Annotated in this window: 24 protein-coding genes; 15 read left to right on the top strand and 9 right to left on the bottom strand. The window is 39.1% G+C overall.

What is annotated here, in order from left to right; all coding sequences use genetic code 11:
• Positions 1-198 precede the first annotated feature (198 nt).
• From AC1M89_RS14560 to orn, 3 genes are all read right to left on the bottom strand, one after another.
• On the bottom strand, positions 199-1,002 hold the full coding sequence (locus AC1M89_RS14560; RefSeq protein ID WP_092768909.1) for an enoyl-ACP reductase FabI: 804 nt from the start codon (positions 1,000-1,002) through the stop codon (positions 199-201).
• Between the two features lie 160 nt (positions 1,003-1,162).
• Positions 1,163-1,897 (bottom strand): Bax inhibitor-1/YccA family protein, encoded by a 735-nt coding sequence (locus AC1M89_RS14555; protein WP_035270860.1) that lies wholly within the window; start codon positions 1,895-1,897, stop codon positions 1,163-1,165.
• 181 nt (positions 1,898-2,078) lie between these two features.
• Complete coding sequence (gene orn, locus AC1M89_RS14550; RefSeq protein ID WP_035270788.1) at positions 2,079-2,633, bottom strand: oligoribonuclease; 555 nt, start codon at positions 2,631-2,633, stop codon at positions 2,079-2,081.
• A 124-nt stretch (positions 2,634-2,757) separates the two neighbouring features.
• Here orn and rsgA point away from each other — a divergent pair, with 124 nt between their 5' ends.
• The 4 genes from rsgA to secB all read left to right on the top strand — a co-directional run bounded on the left by rsgA (position 2,758) and on the right by secB (position 5,074).
• Positions 2,758-3,816 carry a ribosome small subunit-dependent GTPase A gene (rsgA, locus tag AC1M89_RS14545; protein ID WP_180000511.1) on the top strand — a complete coding sequence of 353 codons (1,059 nt, stop codon included), beginning with the start codon at positions 2,758-2,760 and terminating at the stop codon, positions 3,814-3,816.
• Positions 3,817-3,908: 92 nt separating this feature from the next.
• On the top strand, positions 3,909-4,322 hold the full coding sequence (locus AC1M89_RS14540; RefSeq protein WP_035270792.1) for a rhodanese-like domain-containing protein: 414 nt from the start codon (positions 3,909-3,911) through the stop codon (positions 4,320-4,322).
• Positions 4,323-4,334: 12 nt separating this feature from the next.
• Positions 4,335-4,592 (top strand): glutaredoxin 3, encoded by a 258-nt coding sequence (grxC, locus tag AC1M89_RS14535; protein WP_035270794.1) that lies wholly within the window; start codon positions 4,335-4,337, stop codon positions 4,590-4,592.
• Positions 4,593-4,615: 23 nt separating this feature from the next.
• On the top strand, positions 4,616-5,074 hold the full coding sequence (gene secB / locus AC1M89_RS14530; RefSeq protein WP_035270796.1) for a protein-export chaperone SecB: 459 nt from the start codon (positions 4,616-4,618) through the stop codon (positions 5,072-5,074).
• Positions 5,075-5,137: 63 nt separating this feature from the next.
• Here the strand turns inward: secB and coaBC are convergent, their stop codons facing one another.
• A complete protein-coding gene (gene coaBC / locus AC1M89_RS14525; protein ID WP_481614381.1) occupies positions 5,138-6,403 on the bottom strand; it encodes a bifunctional phosphopantothenoylcysteine decarboxylase/phosphopantothenate--cysteine ligase CoaBC in 1,266 nt (421 codons plus the stop codon).
• 115 nt (positions 6,404-6,518) lie between these two features.
• Here coaBC and radC point away from each other — a divergent pair, with 115 nt between their 5' ends.
• On the top strand, positions 6,519-7,205 hold the full coding sequence (gene radC / locus AC1M89_RS14520) for a RadC family protein (protein ID WP_035269684.1): 687 nt from the start codon (positions 6,519-6,521) through the stop codon (positions 7,203-7,205).
• Positions 7,206-7,308: 103 nt separating this feature from the next.
• A complete protein-coding gene (locus AC1M89_RS14515) occupies positions 7,309-8,220 on the top strand; it encodes a bestrophin family protein (protein ID WP_035269686.1) in 912 nt (303 codons plus the stop codon).
• Between the two features lie 64 nt (positions 8,221-8,284).
• Here the strand turns inward: AC1M89_RS14515 and AC1M89_RS14510 are convergent, their stop codons facing one another.
• On the bottom strand, positions 8,285-9,139 hold the full coding sequence (locus tag AC1M89_RS14510) for a PHP domain-containing protein (RefSeq protein WP_035269688.1): 855 nt from the start codon (positions 9,137-9,139) through the stop codon (positions 8,285-8,287).
• 44 nt (positions 9,140-9,183) lie between these two features.
• Between AC1M89_RS14510 and AC1M89_RS14505 the strand changes: the two genes are divergently transcribed.
• The 4 genes from AC1M89_RS14505 to mnmC are packed head-to-tail and all read left to right on the top strand — an operon-like array spanning position 9,184 to position 12,505.
• The gene (locus AC1M89_RS14505) at positions 9,184-9,798 is read left to right on the top strand and encodes an inner membrane-spanning protein YciB (RefSeq protein WP_035269690.1); all 615 of its coding nucleotides are present in this window, start codon (positions 9,184-9,186) and stop codon (positions 9,796-9,798) included.
• A 31-nt stretch (positions 9,799-9,829) separates the two neighbouring features.
• Positions 9,830-10,132: a YciI family protein gene (locus AC1M89_RS14500; RefSeq protein WP_035269693.1), complete on the top strand. Its 303-nt coding sequence runs from the start codon at positions 9,830-9,832 to the stop codon at positions 10,130-10,132.
• 1 nt (position 10,133) lies between these two features.
• Positions 10,134-10,568 carry an SH3 domain-containing protein gene (locus tag AC1M89_RS14495; RefSeq protein ID WP_092768912.1) on the top strand — a complete coding sequence of 145 codons (435 nt, stop codon included), beginning with the start codon at positions 10,134-10,136 and terminating at the stop codon, positions 10,566-10,568.
• Between the two features lie 32 nt (positions 10,569-10,600).
• Positions 10,601-12,505: a bifunctional tRNA (5-methylaminomethyl-2-thiouridine)(34)-methyltransferase MnmC2/FAD-dependent 5-carboxymethylaminomethyl-2-thiouridine(34) oxidoreductase MnmC1 gene (gene mnmC / locus AC1M89_RS14490; protein ID WP_481592476.1), complete on the top strand. Its 1,905-nt coding sequence runs from the start codon at positions 10,601-10,603 to the stop codon at positions 12,503-12,505.
• 48 nt (positions 12,506-12,553) lie between these two features.
• On the opposite strand, the gene AC1M89_RS14485 is transcribed toward mnmC, so the two are convergent.
• Positions 12,554-12,865 carry a rhodanese-like domain-containing protein gene (locus AC1M89_RS14485; protein WP_092768890.1) on the bottom strand — a complete coding sequence of 104 codons (312 nt, stop codon included), beginning with the start codon at positions 12,863-12,865 and terminating at the stop codon, positions 12,554-12,556.
• Positions 12,866-12,956: 91 nt separating this feature from the next.
• On the opposite strand from AC1M89_RS14485, the gene AC1M89_RS14480 reads away from it, so the two are divergent.
• A complete protein-coding gene (locus AC1M89_RS14480) occupies positions 12,957-13,445 on the top strand; it encodes a YajQ family cyclic di-GMP-binding protein (protein ID WP_035269703.1) in 489 nt (162 codons plus the stop codon).
• 28 nt (positions 13,446-13,473) lie between these two features.
• On the top strand, positions 13,474-13,974 hold the full coding sequence (locus AC1M89_RS14475; protein WP_035269707.1) for a DUF4442 domain-containing protein: 501 nt from the start codon (positions 13,474-13,476) through the stop codon (positions 13,972-13,974).
• A 72-nt stretch (positions 13,975-14,046) separates the two neighbouring features.
• On the opposite strand, the gene AC1M89_RS14470 is transcribed toward AC1M89_RS14475, so the two are convergent.
• The 3 genes from AC1M89_RS14470 to AC1M89_RS14460 form a co-directional block, all read right to left on the bottom strand.
• On the bottom strand, positions 14,047-14,415 hold the full coding sequence (locus AC1M89_RS14470) for an acyl-CoA thioesterase (protein ID WP_218945426.1): 369 nt from the start codon (positions 14,413-14,415) through the stop codon (positions 14,047-14,049).
• 80 nt (positions 14,416-14,495) lie between these two features.
• Positions 14,496-14,921: a thioredoxin TrxC gene (trxC, locus tag AC1M89_RS14465; protein WP_481589621.1), complete on the bottom strand. Its 426-nt coding sequence runs from the start codon at positions 14,919-14,921 to the stop codon at positions 14,496-14,498.
• Positions 14,918-15,817 carry an alpha/beta hydrolase gene (locus AC1M89_RS14460; RefSeq protein WP_481609327.1) on the bottom strand — a complete coding sequence of 300 codons (900 nt, stop codon included), beginning with the start codon at positions 15,815-15,817 and terminating at the stop codon, positions 14,918-14,920. Before AC1M89_RS14460 ends, trxC begins: the two co-directional genes overlap by 4 nt.
• A 123-nt stretch (positions 15,818-15,940) precedes the next feature.
• On the opposite strand from AC1M89_RS14460, the gene AC1M89_RS14455 reads away from it, so the two are divergent.
• From AC1M89_RS14455 to AC1M89_RS14445, 3 genes are all read left to right on the top strand, one after another.
• On the top strand, positions 15,941-16,276 hold the full coding sequence (locus AC1M89_RS14455) for a protein tyrosine phosphatase family protein (protein WP_035269714.1): 336 nt from the start codon (positions 15,941-15,943) through the stop codon (positions 16,274-16,276).
• A complete protein-coding gene (locus tag AC1M89_RS14450) occupies positions 16,269-16,694 on the top strand; it encodes a protein tyrosine phosphatase family protein (RefSeq protein ID WP_180000531.1) in 426 nt (141 codons plus the stop codon). The genes AC1M89_RS14455 and AC1M89_RS14450 overlap by 8 nt, the downstream gene beginning before the upstream one ends.
• 317 nt (positions 16,695-17,011) lie before the next feature.
• Positions 17,012-18,385 carry a dihydrolipoyl dehydrogenase gene (locus AC1M89_RS14445; protein WP_481614380.1) on the top strand — a complete coding sequence of 458 codons (1,374 nt, stop codon included), beginning with the start codon at positions 17,012-17,014 and terminating at the stop codon, positions 18,383-18,385.
• Positions 18,386-18,511 lie beyond the last annotated feature (126 nt).

Here is an 18,511-nt window from a genome sequence, read left to right as displayed (position 1 = left end):
GAGCTGTTCCAATGCCGAAAAGATGTTGGCAAGCATGGTTATTATCTGTCTTTTATAATTTAGTAAGGCTAAAGAATTTCTTAATATTTAATCAAAAAAAATACGATTTACCTAGTCTTGGTTACATAAATGAACTTTAAAAAATGTAAAAAAATCGGCAATAAAATTGCCGATTTTTATTTCTTCTTACGATGAGATTTATTCTGTTAGCATTAAATCTGCACTCATACCAACTGTATTGTAACCAGCATCTACATATAAAATTTCGCCAGTAATACCATTTGCCCATGGTGAACACAAGAACAATGCCGCATTACCTACATCTTCAATCGTGACATTACGCTTTAAAGGTGCAACCTTTTCATTCAGATCAAGCATCTTACGGAAAGACTTGATACCTGAAGCCGCAAGCGTACGAATTGGACCAGCTGAAATCGCATTTACACGAATTCCTTCAGCACCCAAACTTGAAGCCAAGTAACGAACGCCAGCCTCTAAAGATGCTTTCGCCAATCCCATAACATTATAGTTTGGCATCACACGCTCTGAACCTTGGTAAGTGAGTGTGAGCAAACAGCCCTGACGAGCAGTTAAAAGTGGTTTTGCCGCACGAGCCATGGCAATAAAGCTATAGGCACTGATGTCATGCGCGATTTTAAAACCTTCACGATCAGTAACTTCAGTAAAATCACCATCTAAAGTATGTGCTGGTGCAAAACCAATTGAATGCACTACGCCATCCAAACCATCCCAATGTTTTGCTAATTCAGCAAATGCCTGTTCGATTTCAGCATCAACAGCAACATCACATGGAAAAACTAGTTTTGAACCAAACTGTTCAGCAAAGTCATCAACACGCTTCTTCATTTTTTCATTAGGATAGGTAAATGCCAATTCTGCACCTTCACGGTGTAAAGCTTCTGCAACACCGAATGCAATCGACAATTTACTCGCAACACCCGCGATTAAAAAACGTTTACCTGCTAATAGTCCTTGTGCCATGTGACTCTCACTCAAATTAATTTTCATGCATGATGCCAAGTCTAGAGCATTTACGAAATTGCATAATGCATCTTTTTTCAAAAAATTGTTAAACCGAATTAGACGCTAAAAAAAGATCAGACATCAGTCTGATCTTTTTACACGCCTTAGCTGAACTGCATTAGTCATTACTAGACAGTAGACCAATTAAACGCAAAAAAGAGAAATACATCCAAACTAAAGTGGCTAACAAGGCAATACCGCATAACCATTCCATCGCTTTAGGCGCGTATTGAGCTGCGGCATTTTCAATCAGGTCGAAATCTAAAATTAGATTTAATGATGCAATAATGGCGACAAAAGCTGCAAATCCTAAACCTAGCCAATTATTATCAAATATATATGGAATGCTCGAACCAAAAGCTAGACTCATAATAAATTGGAGAACAAATACAATCGCAATCGCAATGGTGGCTGACAACACAACCGCTTTAAATTTCTCAGTCGCACGAATAATTTGAAACCGATAAAGCGCGAACATCACCAAAGTCGTGACAAATGTTGCGAGCAAGGCCTTTAAAGGAACACCAGGGTATTTCAGTTGAAATATGACTGAAATCCCCCCTAAAAAAGCACCTTGAAATAAAGCATATGGAATAGCTAAAGTTCGAGCAGTATTCGGCTTAAAAGTAGTAATGAGTGCCAGAATGAATCCACCAATCGCCCCCACCATCGCACTAGCATAGGCGAGTGATACATTTAAAGTCATAAAACTATAAATAAACAGCGCGATACCCACCGCTGCCGAAATCACAGTTAATACAACAGATTTCTGAATCGCACCTTGAATGGTCATGGGTTGTTGATAATTGGATACCGTCTCTACACGGGTTAAAATCGGATTACTACTTTGCATAACTTAGTCTCTGTTATCATTCTTAAATTTTCACTATTCTGAGATCTATCAGCATAAAAATCAGTTTATTTTTTGCTATCAACTTTTAAACATTTTAATTAATACTTTGTTCTTTCGATCATTTATAAAATCTATAAAAAAAGAGGCCTTAGCCCCTTTTCTAAAATTTCAACAGAACTTTTTAATTATTTGAGATGAAAAAATATTGACGGTAATACTTCAATTCAGCAATTGAGTCGCGAATATCATCCATCGCAAGATGAGAAGCATTTTTCTTTAAACCACTCATAATTTCTGGGCGCCAGCGTTTTGCTAACTCTTTAACAGAAGACACATCCAAATTACGGTAATGGAAGAACTGCTCAAGCTCTGGCATTAAACGATGTAAGAAACGGCGATCTTGGCAAATTGAGTTTCCACACATTGGAGATGATTTTGGATTGACCCATTTTTTTAAGAATTCAAGTGTTTGTTGCTCAGCATCTTGCGCAGTTAACTTACTACGGCGTACGCGTTCAATAAGTCCAGATTGCCCGTGCTGACGTGTATTCCACTCATCCATCGCATTTAAAATAATATCTGACTGATGTACAGCTAACACTGGGCCTTCAGCAAGGATATTTAAATGATCATCTGTAATAATCGTTGCAATTTCAATAATTTGATCATTGTCTGTATCTAACCCTGTCATTTCAAGGTCGATCCAAATTAAGCGGGTATCTGGGGTGCTGCTCATAAAGTGCAATCTTATTGGGCTAAATTAAAGATGGATAGTAGCAAATTATTCCGATCTTGGCTGTAAATCCATGGCTCATCATGCTATTTTTGCCATCTAAATTTCAAGGTTTTTTAGGTTGTGAATGGCTTTAATTCGTAAGCGTCGTTTGACAGAGCAACAACAACGTCGTATTCAGAAACAACATCAAACACGTCAAGAAGAAATCGACACGTCTCACGACTTAGAAGGCTTAGTGGTCCAACACTATGGTCGACAACTCGAAGTACAAGCCCTCTCCTTGCCTGATCAACATCCAATAAAACCAGATACCAAAGAAGGTGAGCCAGAACCTTTTTGGAAACCTATTGAATTGAATAGCGTTTGGCGCTGTCATACCCGTACCAATTTAGAATTATTGGTTACAGGTGATCGCGTAAAATGGCAAGCAGATCCAAATACTGGCTTAGGTATTATCACAGCGATTCAACCGCGACAATCCTTGTTGACTCGCCCAGATCGTTATCACAAAGTAAAACCAGTAGCTGCAAATATCAGCCTGATCGTCATTGTGATTGCACCGTTACCAGAACCTGCACCAACCCTAATTGATCGTTATTTGGTTGCATGTGAAGATGCCAATATTCCAGCTTTATTAGTATTAAACAAATGTGATTTACTGAAAGAAAATGATCCAATTTTGCTGTTAGCAGAAGAATATCGTCAACTTGGTTATGATTTCATCCTGACCCAATCCAATGGTAATTTAGATGAGTTGATTCAACGTATTGACAACCAAACTGTTGCATTTGTAGGTCAATCAGGTGTTGGGAAAAGTACACTTATTAATGCCATCATTCCTGATGCTGATCAAAAAACCAATGTCATTTCAGAAAACTCCGCACTCGGTCAACATACTACGACCTCAACACGTTTAATTCGTTTTGGTGAAAATGGTGCTTTAATCGATTCCCCAGGTATTCGTGAATTTGGCTTATGGCATTTAGATCATGAGAAAATCGATGGTGGCTTTCCTGAAATTTCTGCACTCTTAGGACATTGTCAGTATCGCAATTGCACCCATACGCACGAAAAGCAATGTGCGCTTAAAGAAGGTGTCAAAAATGGTGATATTTTACAAAGACGTTTAGAAAGTTATCTACGTCTAATTGATGAGATTACTGAGGCGCAACAAAAAAATTAGTTTTCTTTAAGCACGCCCTTGAAGCGGTGATTTTGATCACCATATATATACGTTATACTCAACGCAGTTTTTAATTAGTCATTAGGTGATTTGTGGAACGTTGGTTCGAATTTATGGGGAATCACCCCTTTTTATTTGCAATTTTAGGGGCCCTTATTGTTTTGTTTTTCGTTTTTGAAGGACAACGTAGTGGTCGTAAAATTTCTCCACAATCGCTCGGAATTTTAGTGAAAGCTAAAAATGCGATGCTGATTGATTTGCGCGATGCTAAAGATTTCCGTGAAGGTCATATTAGCGGTAGTCGTAATATTCCATATAGTCAAATTGCTGCAAATGTTGAAGAATTAAAAGCTGCGGACCGTCCATTGGTATTCATTTGTAATTTAGGCCAAGTTGCAGGCTCTGCTCTACAACAAGTCGGTCATACAGATAGTTATCGTTTAGACGGTGGTATCAGTAACTGGAAAGCTCAAGGCTTACCTTTAGTAAAAAGCAAAAAAGCTTAAGGAGTTTGTAAAATGACAGCTCAAGTGACTGTATATTCAACAACGATGTGTCCTTATTGCGTACGTGCAAAGCAACTCCTTGAACGTAAAGGCATTGAGTACAAAGAAATTAATTTATCAAAAGAAGCACCTGAGGTTCGTGTTGAGTTAATGCAAAAAACCAACCACCGCACAGTGCCACAAATTTTTATTAAAGATCAATTCATCGGTGGTTTCGACCAACTTTATGCTTTAGAGCGTGAAGGTAAACTAGACGAATTATTGGCATAATCACTAAATCTAAGGAATTAAGAATGAGTGAAGAACAACAAGTTCAACCACAATTAGCATTAGAACGTATTTATACAAAAGACATTTCTTTTGAAGTTCCTGGTGCTGCGGTTTTTACAAAAGAATGGCAACCTGAGTTAAACATCAATCTTTCTTCATCAGCTGAAAAAGTAGATCCAACTCATTTTGAAGTTTCTTTAAAAGTGGTTGTACAAGCTGCGAATGCAGGTGAAACTGCATTTATCGTAGACGTAACACAATCAGGTATTTTCTTGATTGATGGCGTTGAAGATGAACGTCTTCCGTACATTCTTGGTGCTTATTGCCCTAATATTTTGTTCCCATTCCTTCGTGAAGCGGTGAATGATCTTGTAACTAAAGGTAGCTTCCCTCAATTACTTCTTACACCGATTAACTTCGATGCTGAATTCGAGGCAAACATGCAACGTGCTCAAGCTGCCGCTGCTGAAGGTCAAGCTTAATCGTCTGATTAACTTTACCCTTATAAAAAAGACCGCATTTGCGGTCTTTTTTATATCCTACATTTAAACAGGTTGTTTTTCTTGATGTAATGCATCATGGATAGCTTCAACTAATTGCTGTGCAATTTCTTGCTTTGAAGCTTTTTCAAGATCACGTTTTTCCATTTCATATTGTTCAGCAAAAAACACGGTCATCGCATTTTCATCTGAGGCAAAACCAATATCTGCTCTTGAAACATCATTGCATGCGATCATATCTAGCTTCTTAGCCACCAATTTACCTGCGGCATATTCTTCGACATTACGCGTTTCTGCTGCAAAACCGACCATAAATGGACGTTTGTCTTGCAAAGCTATCGTCGCCACGATATCAGGATTTTTAACAAGAGAGACAGCTAACTCATCACCAGCTTTTTTGATTTTATGTTCCGCAACTTCTGCGACACGATAATCCGCTACGGCAGCTGTCGCAATAAATACATCACATCCCGTTTCCAACTGATTCATGCTTAAATCAAGCATCTGTCTCGCTGAAGATACATTTAAACGCTTGACTCCATTCGGTGTATCTAAACTGACAGGACCCGCGATCAGTGTCACCTCAGCACCTGCTGAATAACATGCAGCAGCAATAGCAAACCCCATTTTTCCAGTGCTGTGATTTGAAATATAACGCACTGGATCAATTGCCTCTCGAGTTGGACCTGCGGTAATCGTCACTTTTTTACCCGCCAGCAAGCCAAATTTTTCTGCAATTGCACGCTGCGCTTTATGGAAATATTCTCGTACCTGTTCAGCTAAATCTTCAGGCTCAGGCATACGTCCTAATCCAACATCGCCACACGCTTGAGAACCCGCCTCAGGCATAATGACATGCACACCATCCTCAACCAAAGTACTTAAATTGCGCTGTGTTGCTTTAGCCGCCCACATTTGTTGATTCATGGCAGGCGCGATCCAAACAGGTGCTTTTGTTGCCAAATAGAGTGTACTGAGTAAATCATCCGCTAATCCACAAGCAAATTTGGCAATACTGTCGCAACTGGCAGGAGCGACAAGCACCAAATCCGCCCATCGTGCCAATTCGATATGCCCCATTCCAGCTTCAGCTTCTGTATCTAGAAGTTCAGTATGCACTGGATTACCCGACAATGCTTGAAAGGTAAGCGGCGTAATAAAAGCTTGGGCACCTTGAGTCATTACAACTCGGACATTAAATCCGTAATCTTTAAGTCGGCGTACTAAGATGGCACTTTTATAAGCAGCGATACCACCAGTAACAGCAAGAATAATATTTTTATTGGAGAACACACTAAGATCAAAACTCAAGATCACGTCACCTTTTTATTGCAGTGGCGCTCACAATAGCATTAAATATTCTGCCACCCAAGATATACCTTGGTGAATATTCAAAAGTTAAAATAATTTAAAACAGTGAATAATAATGAATAATTCGATCAAACAATGGCCCGAACAAGAACGACCGCGAGAAAGATTACTCCGCCAAGGTGCTCATAGCCTCTCTGATGCAGAACTCCTCGCCATTTTTTTAAGATCAGGATCTCAACAACATTCTGCGGTCGAATTAGCAAGATTGATGTTGCAACATTTTGGAAGCTTAAATGCAGTGTTTGATGCATCGATAGACGAAATTCGCATGTTCCATGGCATGGGAGACACTAAATACTCTCAATTGATGGCTGTAAAAGAGCTTGGACGGCGTTACTTGCAACATCAATTGAACCAACAAATTGATTTAAGTCGCTCTGATTTAATTCAAGATTATCTTCGCTATGAACTTATTGGCGAATCTCAAGAGATTTTCGCGGTACTCTGTTTAGATGCAAGGCTCAGAAAAATTAATTTTAAAAAATTATTCTTTGGTTCTACTAACCACTGTGCAGTTTCAATTAATCAGTTTATTCGACATATCATCCACACTCAGGCGAGTGCTGTGATTATTGCACATAATCATCCTTTAGGAATTCCTCAGCCCTCAATTGACGATATCAATTTGACGAAATCTTTAAGTAGAGCTTGTAATTTAATTGAGGTTAAATTACTCGATCATGTCATCATTTCCACCGAAGGCAGCTACTCTTTTATGGAGCACCAATTGATCCGAGAATAAGTCTATAAATTACAGAATAAAATTGCTCGAAGTTTCCATTTTTTATCATTGACAATACTCGCTGAACTAGTGAAGATCATAGAAAAATGAAAGATTGATTTACATGATTGTTCGTGATCAAACCGATACGCTAAAACTATTATTTTCATGGCGTGGAACCATCTTACCGAAGGTATTACCTCCACTTGGAATCGTTATGCTGATTTCAGCAATCGTGGGGGGAATTGAATATATAAATCTCTATAGATTCCCTGAAATTCCTTTGGTTGGGTTTACACTGATCGGAGTAGTATTGTCGATTTTTTTAGGTTTCAAAAATTCGGCATGTTATGACCGTTGGTGGGAAGCGCGTAAATTATGGGGAAGCTTAATCGCCAATGCTCGACATTTCGATCGAGACTGCCGGATCTTGCCGCAAGGTCGTCGTGAACGTGTAATTCAGCATATGATTGTTTTTGCTAACGTACTGCGTGACCGTCTTCGTCATCAAACAGTCAGTCCCGATGCTTTGCATCAAACCAGTGGCATGAGCCCACAAGCTTTAACTCAACTTTACCAGCAAGCCAATGCACCACAATACACATTAAGTTTGATTCAATGGGAGTTGATGCAGTCACTGAAAGAAGGCGAAATTTCAGACATTATTTATACACAAATGAACCAACATGTAACTGAATTAAGTTTGGTTCAAACAGGCTGTGATCGTATTGCTACAACTCCTTTACCTTATGCTTATTCAGTACTCTTAAACCGTACCGTTTATTTTTTCTGTTTTATGCTTCCATTTAGTTTAGGCTCGGTGCTCGGTTTGGCGACGCCACTTTTAGTCGGTATTTTAGCATATACGTTTTTGGGGCTTGATGCGCTCAGCTCTGAAATAGAAGAGCCTTTTGGTACGCAAAGTAATGATCTTCCACTCGATGCCATGGTTCGTACAATCGAGATTGAACTACTCGGGACTTTAGGAAAACCAACTCCTCCACCGATCCAAGCCCAAGATCACAACTTACTTTGATTCATGACAACTTAATGTCTGATCAACGCCTAAAATTCTCTTATCCGTTGTTATAAGAGAATTTCTATACAATAAAACTTTCCCAGATGCCAACCTGTCCCTCTTTCACTTGAGGGATATTCCCCAATTTTATCCATGGCATATTATCTCCATGGAAATCACTTCCAACTGATACTTTAAGCCCAAATTCGGCAATCATTCGGTCTACCATTTGTCGCGTCGAGGTAGGCTCAATCGCAGGTGGCAACTCAACTGCGTCGCCTCCGTAACGTGCAAATATTTCAATCAAATAACGAATGTTCGTCGCAGATAAATCATAACGGGTAGGATGTGCCAAAACAGCAAACCCTTGAGCCTCATGAATTACACGTATCGTTTCCTCCAGACCAAGTCCTTCAAACTGAACATAAGCTTTTTTACCTTCCTTGATATATTTGTCAAAAGCTTGTTGCGGACGTGAAACATGACCCTTCTCGACCAGCGTCTTCGCAATATGGGTTCGTGTCACACGATCAGGTATACCCTCGACCTTCGCAACCACATCCGCGTAAATATCCTCTCCAATAAGAGGCTTCAACAATTCACAGATGAGTTGAGCACGTTCAGCTCGAATTATCTTTTGTTGTTCTAGTAGCTTATGCAAAGGATCAGGTGATTGCATATTCAGTGCGACCACATGCACACCATAACTTTTTTTGGTCGAAGGTCTAGACCACTGACTTGAAATTTCCACACCTGAAATAATTTGAATTGGTTGATTTTTTGCAACTTTTTCAGCCAAAACCAAACCATCCATGCTATCGTGGTCAGTCAGTGCAAGGGTATGTATCCCTTTTTCGAGCGCAGCTTGAACCAGTAACTCTGGCGACAAAGTTCCATCAGAAATATTACTATGTGTGTGTAAATCTACGCCTTGCATCTTTTATACTAATCCATCCACCTGAACTGCATAGATACTTTAACATGAAAGCACTTTTAGACTTTGTGCCACTCATAATTTTCTTTTGGCTTTACAAAACTGTCGATCCCAAAGATAACAATCACCCTTTACTGCAATGGATCGGCTCTGCAGGTGGCGTCGATAATAACCATATTCTCGTTGCTACAACGGGCTTAATCATTTCTATGCTCGTGGTCTACGGTGCATTATTTGTCCGCCAAAAATTTCATCTCGATAAACAACAATGGATTGTTTTATTTATGACGGTGATTTTTGGTGGGATTACTCTCATGTTGAGTGATGATTTTTATATTCGTCTCAAAGCAGCGATCTTGAATTTTGTATTTGCTGGTGCTTTCTTAATTTCACCTTATTTTGGTAAAGACCGCAAACCTCTCATTCAACGCTTATTTGGTCCTATTTTAAATTTAACACCGCAGGGATGGAAAAATTTAAACTATGCTTGGGCCGCGATGTTTGTTGGTATGGCATCATTGCATATTTTCTTTGCTTTCGTGTTCATGGATGGAAAATATTGGGGTGAATTTACTGCTTTTGGTGACATGATTGTGATGTTTTCATTTATCATTATTCAATTCATCATTTTACGAAAACACTTTAAATCTGCAGAAGAATAATCGTGTTGAAAGAGGATATAGAGATTTCGCCATGCCCTTATTTGTAGTGACGTGTACCGACCAAGAAGGTACTGTTGAAAAACGCTTAGCAACACGCCCACAACACCTTGCACGCCTTGAAAAACTGGCTGAGGAAGGTCGCGTAATCGTCGCTGGCGCGATGCCAAAAGATCGTAATAACCCACAAGCTGGATTTTATGGCAGCACCCTTATTTTAGATTTTGAAAGCCGTGAAGCGTTAGATGAATGGTTAGCAGATGAGCCTTTTTTAAAAGAAGGTATTTATGCCAGCATTGACGTAAAACCTTTTAATAAAGCATTACCACATGAATAAGATGATGAATTTGACACGCTCTGCTCTTTTCATCAGTTTTGCATTGGTATCTTCAGCTTGGGCTGAACCCGCAGCAACTACTGCTGCACCAGCGAATCCAGCTGCACAGTCTCAGCCAGCAACAGCTACGCCTGCAAAGCCACTTACAGCTGAACAAATTGCACGAAATAAAGCGCTTCAAGAAGCAAAAGTAAAGGCTTTAGTCAAAGACCAAGCAACACGTCTCCAACAGCTTGAAAAAGCAAACCTAGAAGCTTTAGCACAGAATCAAGAATTACAACTAAAAAATGATAATTTAGGTGTACAAATTCAGGTGCTTCAAAGTGAACGTAGTGCTCAAATGTTTTTGTACGGTGCAGCAACAATGGCTGTCGGTATTTTTGTCGGCTTTATTATTGCCAGTTACATCTATACAAAACGACGTCGTCAGTGGTAAACCACTGACACGCTTTTCAAAGGTTTCAAATTTTGACTCAGGCCATTCAAACTGCTGATCTCGATTGGCAACTCGTTGATGGAATCGATATTCCAGTTTCTAAAGTTTTCGGTGATGTTTATTTTTCAAAAGCCAATGGCCTTCTTGAAACGCGTCATGTCTTTATCAATGGTAATGATCTACATGAACGCCTATCGGACTTAAAACCATTTGAACATTTCACAGTCGGAGAAACTGGCTTCGGCACGGGTTTAAATATCCTCACCCTTTGGCAACTTTGGCAATCAATTCGTCCAAATAATCATAGTCAACTGCATGTCATTACGGTGGAAAAATTTCCATTGAGCAAGACTGATCTGATCCGAGCTTTAAATGCTTGGCCTGAACTGAAACATTTATCAGATCAACTCATTGCCCAATATCCACTGCCGATTGCAGGATGCCACCGCCTTCATTTTCCAGATGAGCGTTTTAGTATTGATATTTGGTTAGGTGATGCACATGATGTTTTTCCAGCTATTGCCAAAACTAGCACTGTCAATGCATGGTTTTTAGATGGATTCGCTCCTGCCTGCAATCCTGATATGTGGGAAGAACAAGTTCTGAATCAAATTATTCGACTATCAGATATTGGAACTACTTTTGCCTCTTTCAGTGTTGCTGGCATCCTCAAAAGAGGATTAAAAAAACACGGCGTGAAAATTACACGCCCAAAAGGGTTCGGACACAAACGTGAAATGCTAAAGGGAGTTTTACTGCCTTTAGACGAAGAGGCTGAAAAAAGTGAGCTCTCTCCCGAAGATTACCAATACAAACCACACTCAAGTTCTCAACGCCGTATAGGCATTGTAGGCGCTGGAATTGCGGGTTTAAGTTGTGCCTATGCCTTTGCATTAAGAGGTCACCGCGTCAGCCTATTTGACCGCCATGAGCCATTAAGTGGCGCGTCAGGAAATCCTCTGGCTTTATTGAATCCCAAACTCTGTCCTATTGAACAAAGTGCCGATCATTTGATGACATTAGCATGGCAACATGCGATGAACCATTATTCAAAATTTAAAGCCTTTGACGAAGCACAAGTCCATCAAATCCCTCTTAAACACGTTGATGAACTTCTCGATCTTGCAAATCAATATCCAGAAAACATACTCGAAGCAAATTCTGCCGCTGAAAATAGCCTGTTCAACCAAGCATTCCTCACCCTGAAACAGGCTGGAACAATCAGACCGCATGATTTGGCTAAAGAAATTTTATCGAATGAACTGATCGAATTTCAGCAAGCGACAATCAAATCGTGGGATCTACTTGCCAATCATCAAGTCGGTATAACAGATCATGTTGGACAACAATATCAATTTGACCATGTGATTATTTGTTGTGCCCGTGAAAGTATGAATCTTTTTGATGATTTCCCGATTTTAAAACCAATACGTGGTCAAGTTAGCTGGTTTAACCATGTTTCATCCACACAGTTCAAGAAAAATGAAGCATATAGCTATGGTGGCTACTGTATGCCTTTAAATGATCATCAAATCATTTTAGGTGCTTCTTTTTACCCTAATCGAGATGATCAAGATGTTCTTGATGAAGATCATGAACATAACTACAGGTTACTTGCAGATTTCGCACCAGATATTGCTGCACAATTTCCTGACCATCATTCTTGGCATGGTAGAGCTTCTGTTCGTGCACAAAGTCAGGATTATTTTCCGCTTTTAGGTCAGGTTAAATCTGATACTGAAATTTATACACTCTCAGGTTTGGGCTCTAAAGGCTTTTTATTTGCTCCTTTGTGTGCTGAAATTCTAGTGGCTCAAATCTTAAAAACAGCATGCCCTGTATCTGAAACTTTACTCAATAAACTCAATGTTCATCGATTTAGAAAGAAAGTAAGAATAAAGAAGCCATATTTTCAGGCTAAAACTCAATCACCATGATTTATTGAAACTAAAAAAGCGCCATAAGGCGCTTTTTTTCAACCATGATTAACCTTGCTCTAAAGGTAATCCTGCCTCACGAGCAGCACGAGTACCACCCATTAAGACCACATATTCACGTGAACTATCAAAGCCTTCTAATAGTTCTGCAGCACGTGGTGCTTTACTTCCGCCGCCACATAAAATGTAAATCGGTTGATCCGCTGCAACTTGAGTCAGGCTTTCTGCTGAAAGTGTGGAAATCGGTTGGTTCACCGCTCCTTTCACATGTGCTTCAGCATAAGCACTTGTATCACGTACATCCCAGATAATCGCGTCAGCTGGGAACTCAAATGTTGTAATTTCTTGTTTACGGATCATTGCGCACTCCTTTGATGTAAACAACACTTGGCAAATGAAGAAAACATCCCTAGCATCTCAGATATTCTTTCTATTTGTAAAGGTCTAAACTATGCCATCTTTCGATATTGTTTCAGAATTAGAGATTTTTGAAGTAAATCATGCAGTTCAAAACACACAAAAGGAAATCGGAACGCGTTTCGACTTCCGTGGTCAAGACGTTTCGATCGAATTAAACGAAAAAAATAAAGAAATTAAGATCTCGACTGAAAGTGACTTCCAATGTGAGCAAGTTTACAACATGCTGGAAAATCACTTTTATAAACGTAAAGTCGACGTTCAAGCACTAGATCCGCAAAAAATGACAGCATCTGGCAAAAATGTCATTCAAGTGATTAAACTTAAAGACGGTCTTGACTCTGATACAGCAAAAAAAATTAATAAAGCCATTAAAGAAAGTGGTATCAAAGTGCAATCTTCTATTCAGGGCGATAAAATCCGAGTCACTGACAAGAAGCGCGATACATTACAACAAGTTATGGCGTTCTTAAAAGAACAACAATTCGGTATCCCACTTCAATTTAACAACTTCAAAGACTAATCTCTTTGCTCCATCATAGGAACTGATCATGGCAAAAGGCAATCGTTTATCTAAGTTAGTAAAAGCGACATCTAAGTTTCCACAAGGTATCCGTAGTACTTTGTGGAGCAAAGCTTTTGGCCGTGTCGTTCCAATGGTGGGAACCGCCAAATTACGTTATCTTGAAGTTAGTCATGCTAAAGTTGTCGTTAAAATCGAAAACCATAAAGCAATGCAAAACCATATTGGTCAAGTGCATGCATGCGCAATGGCGCTGATCGCTGAAACAGCTACAGGCTTTGTTACCGGCATGAATGTACCCGATACCTCAATCGTATTAATAAAAAGCTTAAAAGTAGATTTCAAACGCCCATCTAAAGGTGCGATGACCGCAGTCGCTACATTGACTGATGATCAACAAAAACAGATGCAAGAGTCTGAAAAAGGTGAAACCCTTGTCAAGGTGATCGTGACAGATGAATCTGGCGAAGAGCCAATTCAATGTGAAATGCTCTGGGCTTGGATTGCAAAATCTCAACTTAAGCAATAAAGCTCATGATCATATTGATCCTAAAAAAGTTTCCCTAATAAAAAATCCCAACGATGTTGGGATTTTTTGTGATTAGATGCTTAGAGATTCTTGAAACTTTTGTTTAACATCATCTGGAATCTGGCGTTTTGCCCCTTTCACATCCACCGCAACAAAAGTGAAAACACCTTCTGTCACTCTTTTCGCTGGACGTGAAGAGTCGTGACTATCCCATACTTCAATTTGCATTTGAATTGAGGTATTTCCGAGCTTTAAAATTTTAGTATAACAACTAATGACATCACCCACCTTAACAGGCACAAGGAATGTCATTTGATTAATTGCAATGGTTGCACAGCGACCTTTTGTATAACGCTCTGCATGAATAGCTCCAGCCAAATCCATTTGTGAAACAATCCAACCACCAAAAACATCCCCACTCCAGTTGGTATCTGCAGGCATAGCAATGGTTTGAAGGGATAATGTACCTTCTGGCTTAAGTTGAGAATCTGACACAGTCACTCCAAATATTGGCCTATTGGTTAAGCATTTAATTGCTGATTTAACCAATCTCGTAATTGATTTGCACGTAATGCACCACTTATTCTAGCAATTTCATTCGTTTTATTCATCAATACCAACGTTGGAATACTACGAACATTAAAGGCAGCACTTAAGCGCGGATTCGCTTCAGTATCTATCTTCGCAAAAACCACATGCGGATTTGATTTGGCTACTTCAGCAAAATGCGGTGCCATCATTTTACAAGGCCCGCACCATTCTGCCCAGAGATCAATCAATACTGGTAAATCACTGTTGGTAATAAAGTTGCTAAAGTTTTGCTCATTCAGCTCAATAGGGGCAAGCGGAATCAAATGCTCATGACATTGACCACAATTCGGCTGAGATTGGATTTTATCTTCAGGTACACGATTTTTTGCGCCACAAGATGGACAAACAACAATCATGAGTTTACTCCTCTATTTTGATCTAAGAATTCTAATTGAAGCTTGATTGCGCTTTCCATCCAATTTACTTGATAAATATCAAAATGTGTCATATTCCACTCATGGTATTCCACATAAGGTGCCATATTGGTTACCGTTTCACGACTAATTTCTATGGGAATAACTGCATCTTTCTTGGCAGCAATAAATAACACAGGAATTTTAATACTTCTTGCCGTAGTAATCGGTCGAAATCGTATGACGTCCAACATAGCTCTTGCAGGCACCTCACCGCTCCAATAATAGTTTGAATCAACGATCGACATATACCCTTGATAACTATCCTGACTCGGGTAAAAACTTAATGCATAAGGATGAACGACAGGCATTTTTTTTCCAACACGTCCAACTTTGGCTGCCATTAAATCCTGACTCGATAACTTTAAAGCCTGCGCCATATGTTGAATTGGATAAATTTTACTGCTGGCATTTCCGTCCACAAAGGGTACTTGCGCTATTGCAGCCCGAATCCCATTTAACTCAGATGCGAGTTTTAGAACATATCCGCCACTCAGACCCGTTCCCCATAAGAAAAGCTGGTGCCCATCAACCAAAGGGAATAATTTGATATGCGCAATCACAGCATACCAATCTTCTAGCTGCTGACGAACAGAGATCATTTCTCTTGGTTTACCCGTACTACCTCCCCAACAACGATAGTCAAAGAGTACAACCGCAAAACCTGATTGAGCAAAACGTTGCGCATATTGGATTAGTTTGAATTGACGTAATCCTGCAAAACCATGCGCCATAATAAGCACAGGAGGTCTTTTAACTTTGACAGGCAAATAAAGGTCAGCAGCGATCAACTCATTTGCTTTTTGTACGTACAGCGGCTCTACGGTGTAATCGTACATAGGTGCTCCATGCATGTATTCATACGATTTTTATTTTAAATTTTTTGTGTCGATCAAAGCTCATATCTGAGCGAGATGCTATGATAGTAGCATAGTCTTTTAATTTATTTTGGGAGTGACGCAATGAGTGAAAATGTAGGTTTTGCTGGTCAAATTGGGCCAGAACATTTAGTCCAAGTTGTTGAAAAAGGATTTAAATCTGTGATTAATAATCGCCCCGATATGGAAGGCGGACCAGAACAGCCAACAAGTGCCCAAATTGAAGAAGCTGCACGCGCTCAAGGCTTAGATTATGTATATCAACCTGTAGTTGCAGGTCAAATTACTGAGCTTGATGTTCGTACTTTTGCAAATCATTTCAATGAGCTACCAAAACCAGTATTAATGTTCTGTCGTACGGGAAATCGCTCTAACAATCTTTACCAATTAGCAAAACAAATGGATTTGCTTGATGACTAAGATGTGGTTTAGATTCATCCTTTCCACCTTCATTTTTAGTATCGTAACGCTAAGTCATTCAGCATCAGAACCGCTCAGTAAAGCACTTAATCCATCTGTGAGTGTATCGGGTCATATGACGGCTACAAAATTCAATGCCTTAATGCAGCAGGGATTTAAGTCTGTGATCGTTAACCGTCCTGATCAAGAATCAGGTAACGAAACAACTGCAAGTGAATTAAGAGCTTTAGCCGAAAAGTCTAAAATCAGTTTGATTTACCAACCTGTTATTTCAGGTCAAATAACAGATGCAGATGTTCATGAGTTTGCGAAGTATTACAATAGTCTACCTAAACCTATACTTTTAGTATGTAAGTCAGGTAGTCGTTCTACGTTACTATTTAATAAAGCAAATTCATTAGGACTTATTCATGAATAAAATTTGTATTGCATTATGTTGTTCGTTTCTTTTACTCGGTTGCACATCGATGAATGTAAAACCAACTGTTGGTGTGCATGCAGGTACATCATTATAAGATAAATGTATTTTATTCATTTTAAAGGCGCACAAGCGCCTTTTTCTTTCATCTTATTTCAATAACAACCATGAAAATACTTAGTTTTAAATGATACAAATTTTCAATAATGTGGATATCACCAAAAGTTAAAGGTTTAAGTGTAATAAATTGAAAAAAAAACTTCTTCATCGAAGGTTTTTTTATATAGTGAATTCAAATCATTCTTAGTCAATACAATATGTACGATATCATTATTATTGGAGCTGGTACTGCTGGTATTTCAGCTTATAAAGAAGCCATTAAAACTACACAAAATATACTTATTGTGAACGACGGTCCGTGGGATACCACTTGTGCTCGAGTAGGTTGTATGCCGAGTAAAGTTCTAATTTCATCAGCTAATCTTGCATATAATGCGAGAACTTCAGAGCAACTTGGGCTAAAAATTTCTTCTCAAATTGACACTAAAGATGTTATGCAACATGTACAGCAATTACGTGATCGATTCACAAAAGCAACACTGAAGGACGTTAATTCATGGCCTACAGCGCACAAAATTTCAGGTCGCGCAACATTTGTAAATGCAAACACAATCAATGTTAATAATAAGAAATACCAAGCTAAATCGTTCATTATCGCTGTTGGTTCAAGACCAACAGTAAATCAAGATTGGCAACAAAAACTTGGCCATTTATATTTAACTTCTGATCAAGTCTTTGAAATACCTACTTTACCAAAAAGTTTAGCTGTAATTGGAAGCGGTGTCATTGCAATCGAACTTGCACAAGCCATGCAGCGTCTAGGTGTAGAAACTACAGTTTTTGCTCGCAGTAAAAAAATTGGTTCATTGACTAGCCCAGACTTACAAACGCTAGCTCAAGAAATATTCTCAAAAGAATTAAATATCAAATATGAGATTTTACCCGAGCAGGTTGAGAAATTAGGCGAAGATAAAGTTCAAATTAACTTTATCGAAAAAGATAGTAATCAATCTATAGAAGTTGATTACCTATTATCTGCGACTGGTCGTACCACGAATTTAGATTCTTTAAATATTCAGCATATAAATGATGAATTCATTGATCTAAAGAAATTACCTGTTGATCCAATCACTAAACAGCTTGGTGACTACCCCATTTACATCGCAGGTGATGCTTTTACTGCAACGCCTATCCAGCATGAAGCATCTTATGAAGGTAAATTGGCGGTTCATAATTGCCTCGATCAACATCAATCGAGTCATAAAAAAAGTCTTACCCCATTGGGTATTATGTTTAGCTCACCAGAAATGGCAGGGATCGGCTCCAATTATCACACACTGCGTAAAGCCAATCATGAGTTTGTTACAGGTATCGTATCCTACGAAAAGCAAGGACGAGCGATTGTCAATGGACAAAATATTGGGGCTGTAGAGGTTTACGTCGATCGATACTCACGTAAACTTCTCGGAGCAGAATTTCTTTGTTATTCAGCAGAACATTTAGCACATTTGCTCGCTTGGGCTATCTCCAGTGATCTTACTGTTGATGAAATTCTAGATCACCCTTTCTACCATCCAACGCTAGAGGAAGGCCTAAGAACTGCGTTAAAACACGCTCGACGACAACTTTAATCTATTGTTTGATACAAGCCCCTCTAATGAGGGCTTTTATTTTTATATCTTTATTTCAATTTATATATATAAAAAAACACCCCCTTGTATTGAAGGGGGTGTTTAGAATAATGAGCTGGCGATGAC

The sequence above is a fragment of the Acinetobacter sp. ANC_7635 genome, assembly GCF_056779945.1.
This window is presented reverse-complemented; position numbering and strand designations above follow the sequence as displayed.

Bases quoted from the DNA above. Each gene is read 5' to 3' on its own strand.
- AC1M89_RS14560 (WP_092768909.1), bottom strand. From the start codon at position 1,002: ATGGCACAAGGACTATTAGCAGGTAAACGTTTTTTAATCGCGGGTGTT.
- AC1M89_RS14555 (WP_035270860.1), bottom strand. From the start codon at position 1,897: ATGCAAAGTAGTAATCCGATTTTAACCCGTGTAGAGACGGTATCCAAT.
- orn (WP_035270788.1), bottom strand. From the start codon at position 2,633: ATGAGCAGCACCCCAGATACCCGCTTAATTTGGATCGACCTTGAAATG.
- rsgA (WP_180000511.1), top strand. From the start codon at position 2,758: ATGGCTTTAATTCGTAAGCGTCGTTTGACAGAGCAACAACAACGTCGT.
- grxC (WP_035270794.1), top strand. From the start codon at position 4,335: ATGACAGCTCAAGTGACTGTATATTCAACAACGATGTGTCCTTATTGC.
- secB (WP_035270796.1), top strand. From the start codon at position 4,616: ATGAGTGAAGAACAACAAGTTCAACCACAATTAGCATTAGAACGTATT.
- radC (WP_035269684.1), top strand. From the start codon at position 6,519: ATGAATAATTCGATCAAACAATGGCCCGAACAAGAACGACCGCGAGAA.
- AC1M89_RS14515 (WP_035269686.1), top strand. From the start codon at position 7,309: ATGATTGTTCGTGATCAAACCGATACGCTAAAACTATTATTTTCATGG.
- AC1M89_RS14510 (WP_035269688.1), bottom strand. From the start codon at position 9,139: ATGCAAGGCGTAGATTTACACACACATAGTAATATTTCTGATGGAACT.
- AC1M89_RS14505 (WP_035269690.1), top strand. From the start codon at position 9,184: ATGAAAGCACTTTTAGACTTTGTGCCACTCATAATTTTCTTTTGGCTT.
- AC1M89_RS14500 (WP_035269693.1), top strand. From the start codon at position 9,830: ATGCCCTTATTTGTAGTGACGTGTACCGACCAAGAAGGTACTGTTGAA.
- AC1M89_RS14495 (WP_092768912.1), top strand. From the start codon at position 10,134: ATGATGAATTTGACACGCTCTGCTCTTTTCATCAGTTTTGCATTGGTA.
- AC1M89_RS14485 (WP_092768890.1), bottom strand. From the start codon at position 12,865: ATGATCCGTAAACAAGAAATTACAACATTTGAGTTCCCAGCTGACGCG.
- AC1M89_RS14480 (WP_035269703.1), top strand. From the start codon at position 12,957: ATGCCATCTTTCGATATTGTTTCAGAATTAGAGATTTTTGAAGTAAAT.
- AC1M89_RS14475 (WP_035269707.1), top strand. From the start codon at position 13,474: ATGGCAAAAGGCAATCGTTTATCTAAGTTAGTAAAAGCGACATCTAAG.
- AC1M89_RS14470 (WP_218945426.1), bottom strand. From the start codon at position 14,415: ATGCCTGCAGATACCAACTGGAGTGGGGATGTTTTTGGTGGTTGGATT.
- trxC (WP_481589621.1), bottom strand. From the start codon at position 14,921: ATGATTGTTGTTTGTCCATCTTGTGGCGCAAAAAATCGTGTACCTGAA.
- AC1M89_RS14460 (WP_481609327.1), bottom strand. From the start codon at position 15,817: ATGTACGATTACACCGTAGAGCCGCTGTACGTACAAAAAGCAAATGAG.
- AC1M89_RS14455 (WP_035269714.1), top strand. From the start codon at position 15,941: ATGAGTGAAAATGTAGGTTTTGCTGGTCAAATTGGGCCAGAACATTTA.
- AC1M89_RS14450 (WP_180000531.1), top strand. From the start codon at position 16,269: ATGACTAAGATGTGGTTTAGATTCATCCTTTCCACCTTCATTTTTAGT.
- AC1M89_RS14445 (WP_481614380.1), top strand. From the start codon at position 17,012: ATGTACGATATCATTATTATTGGAGCTGGTACTGCTGGTATTTCAGCT.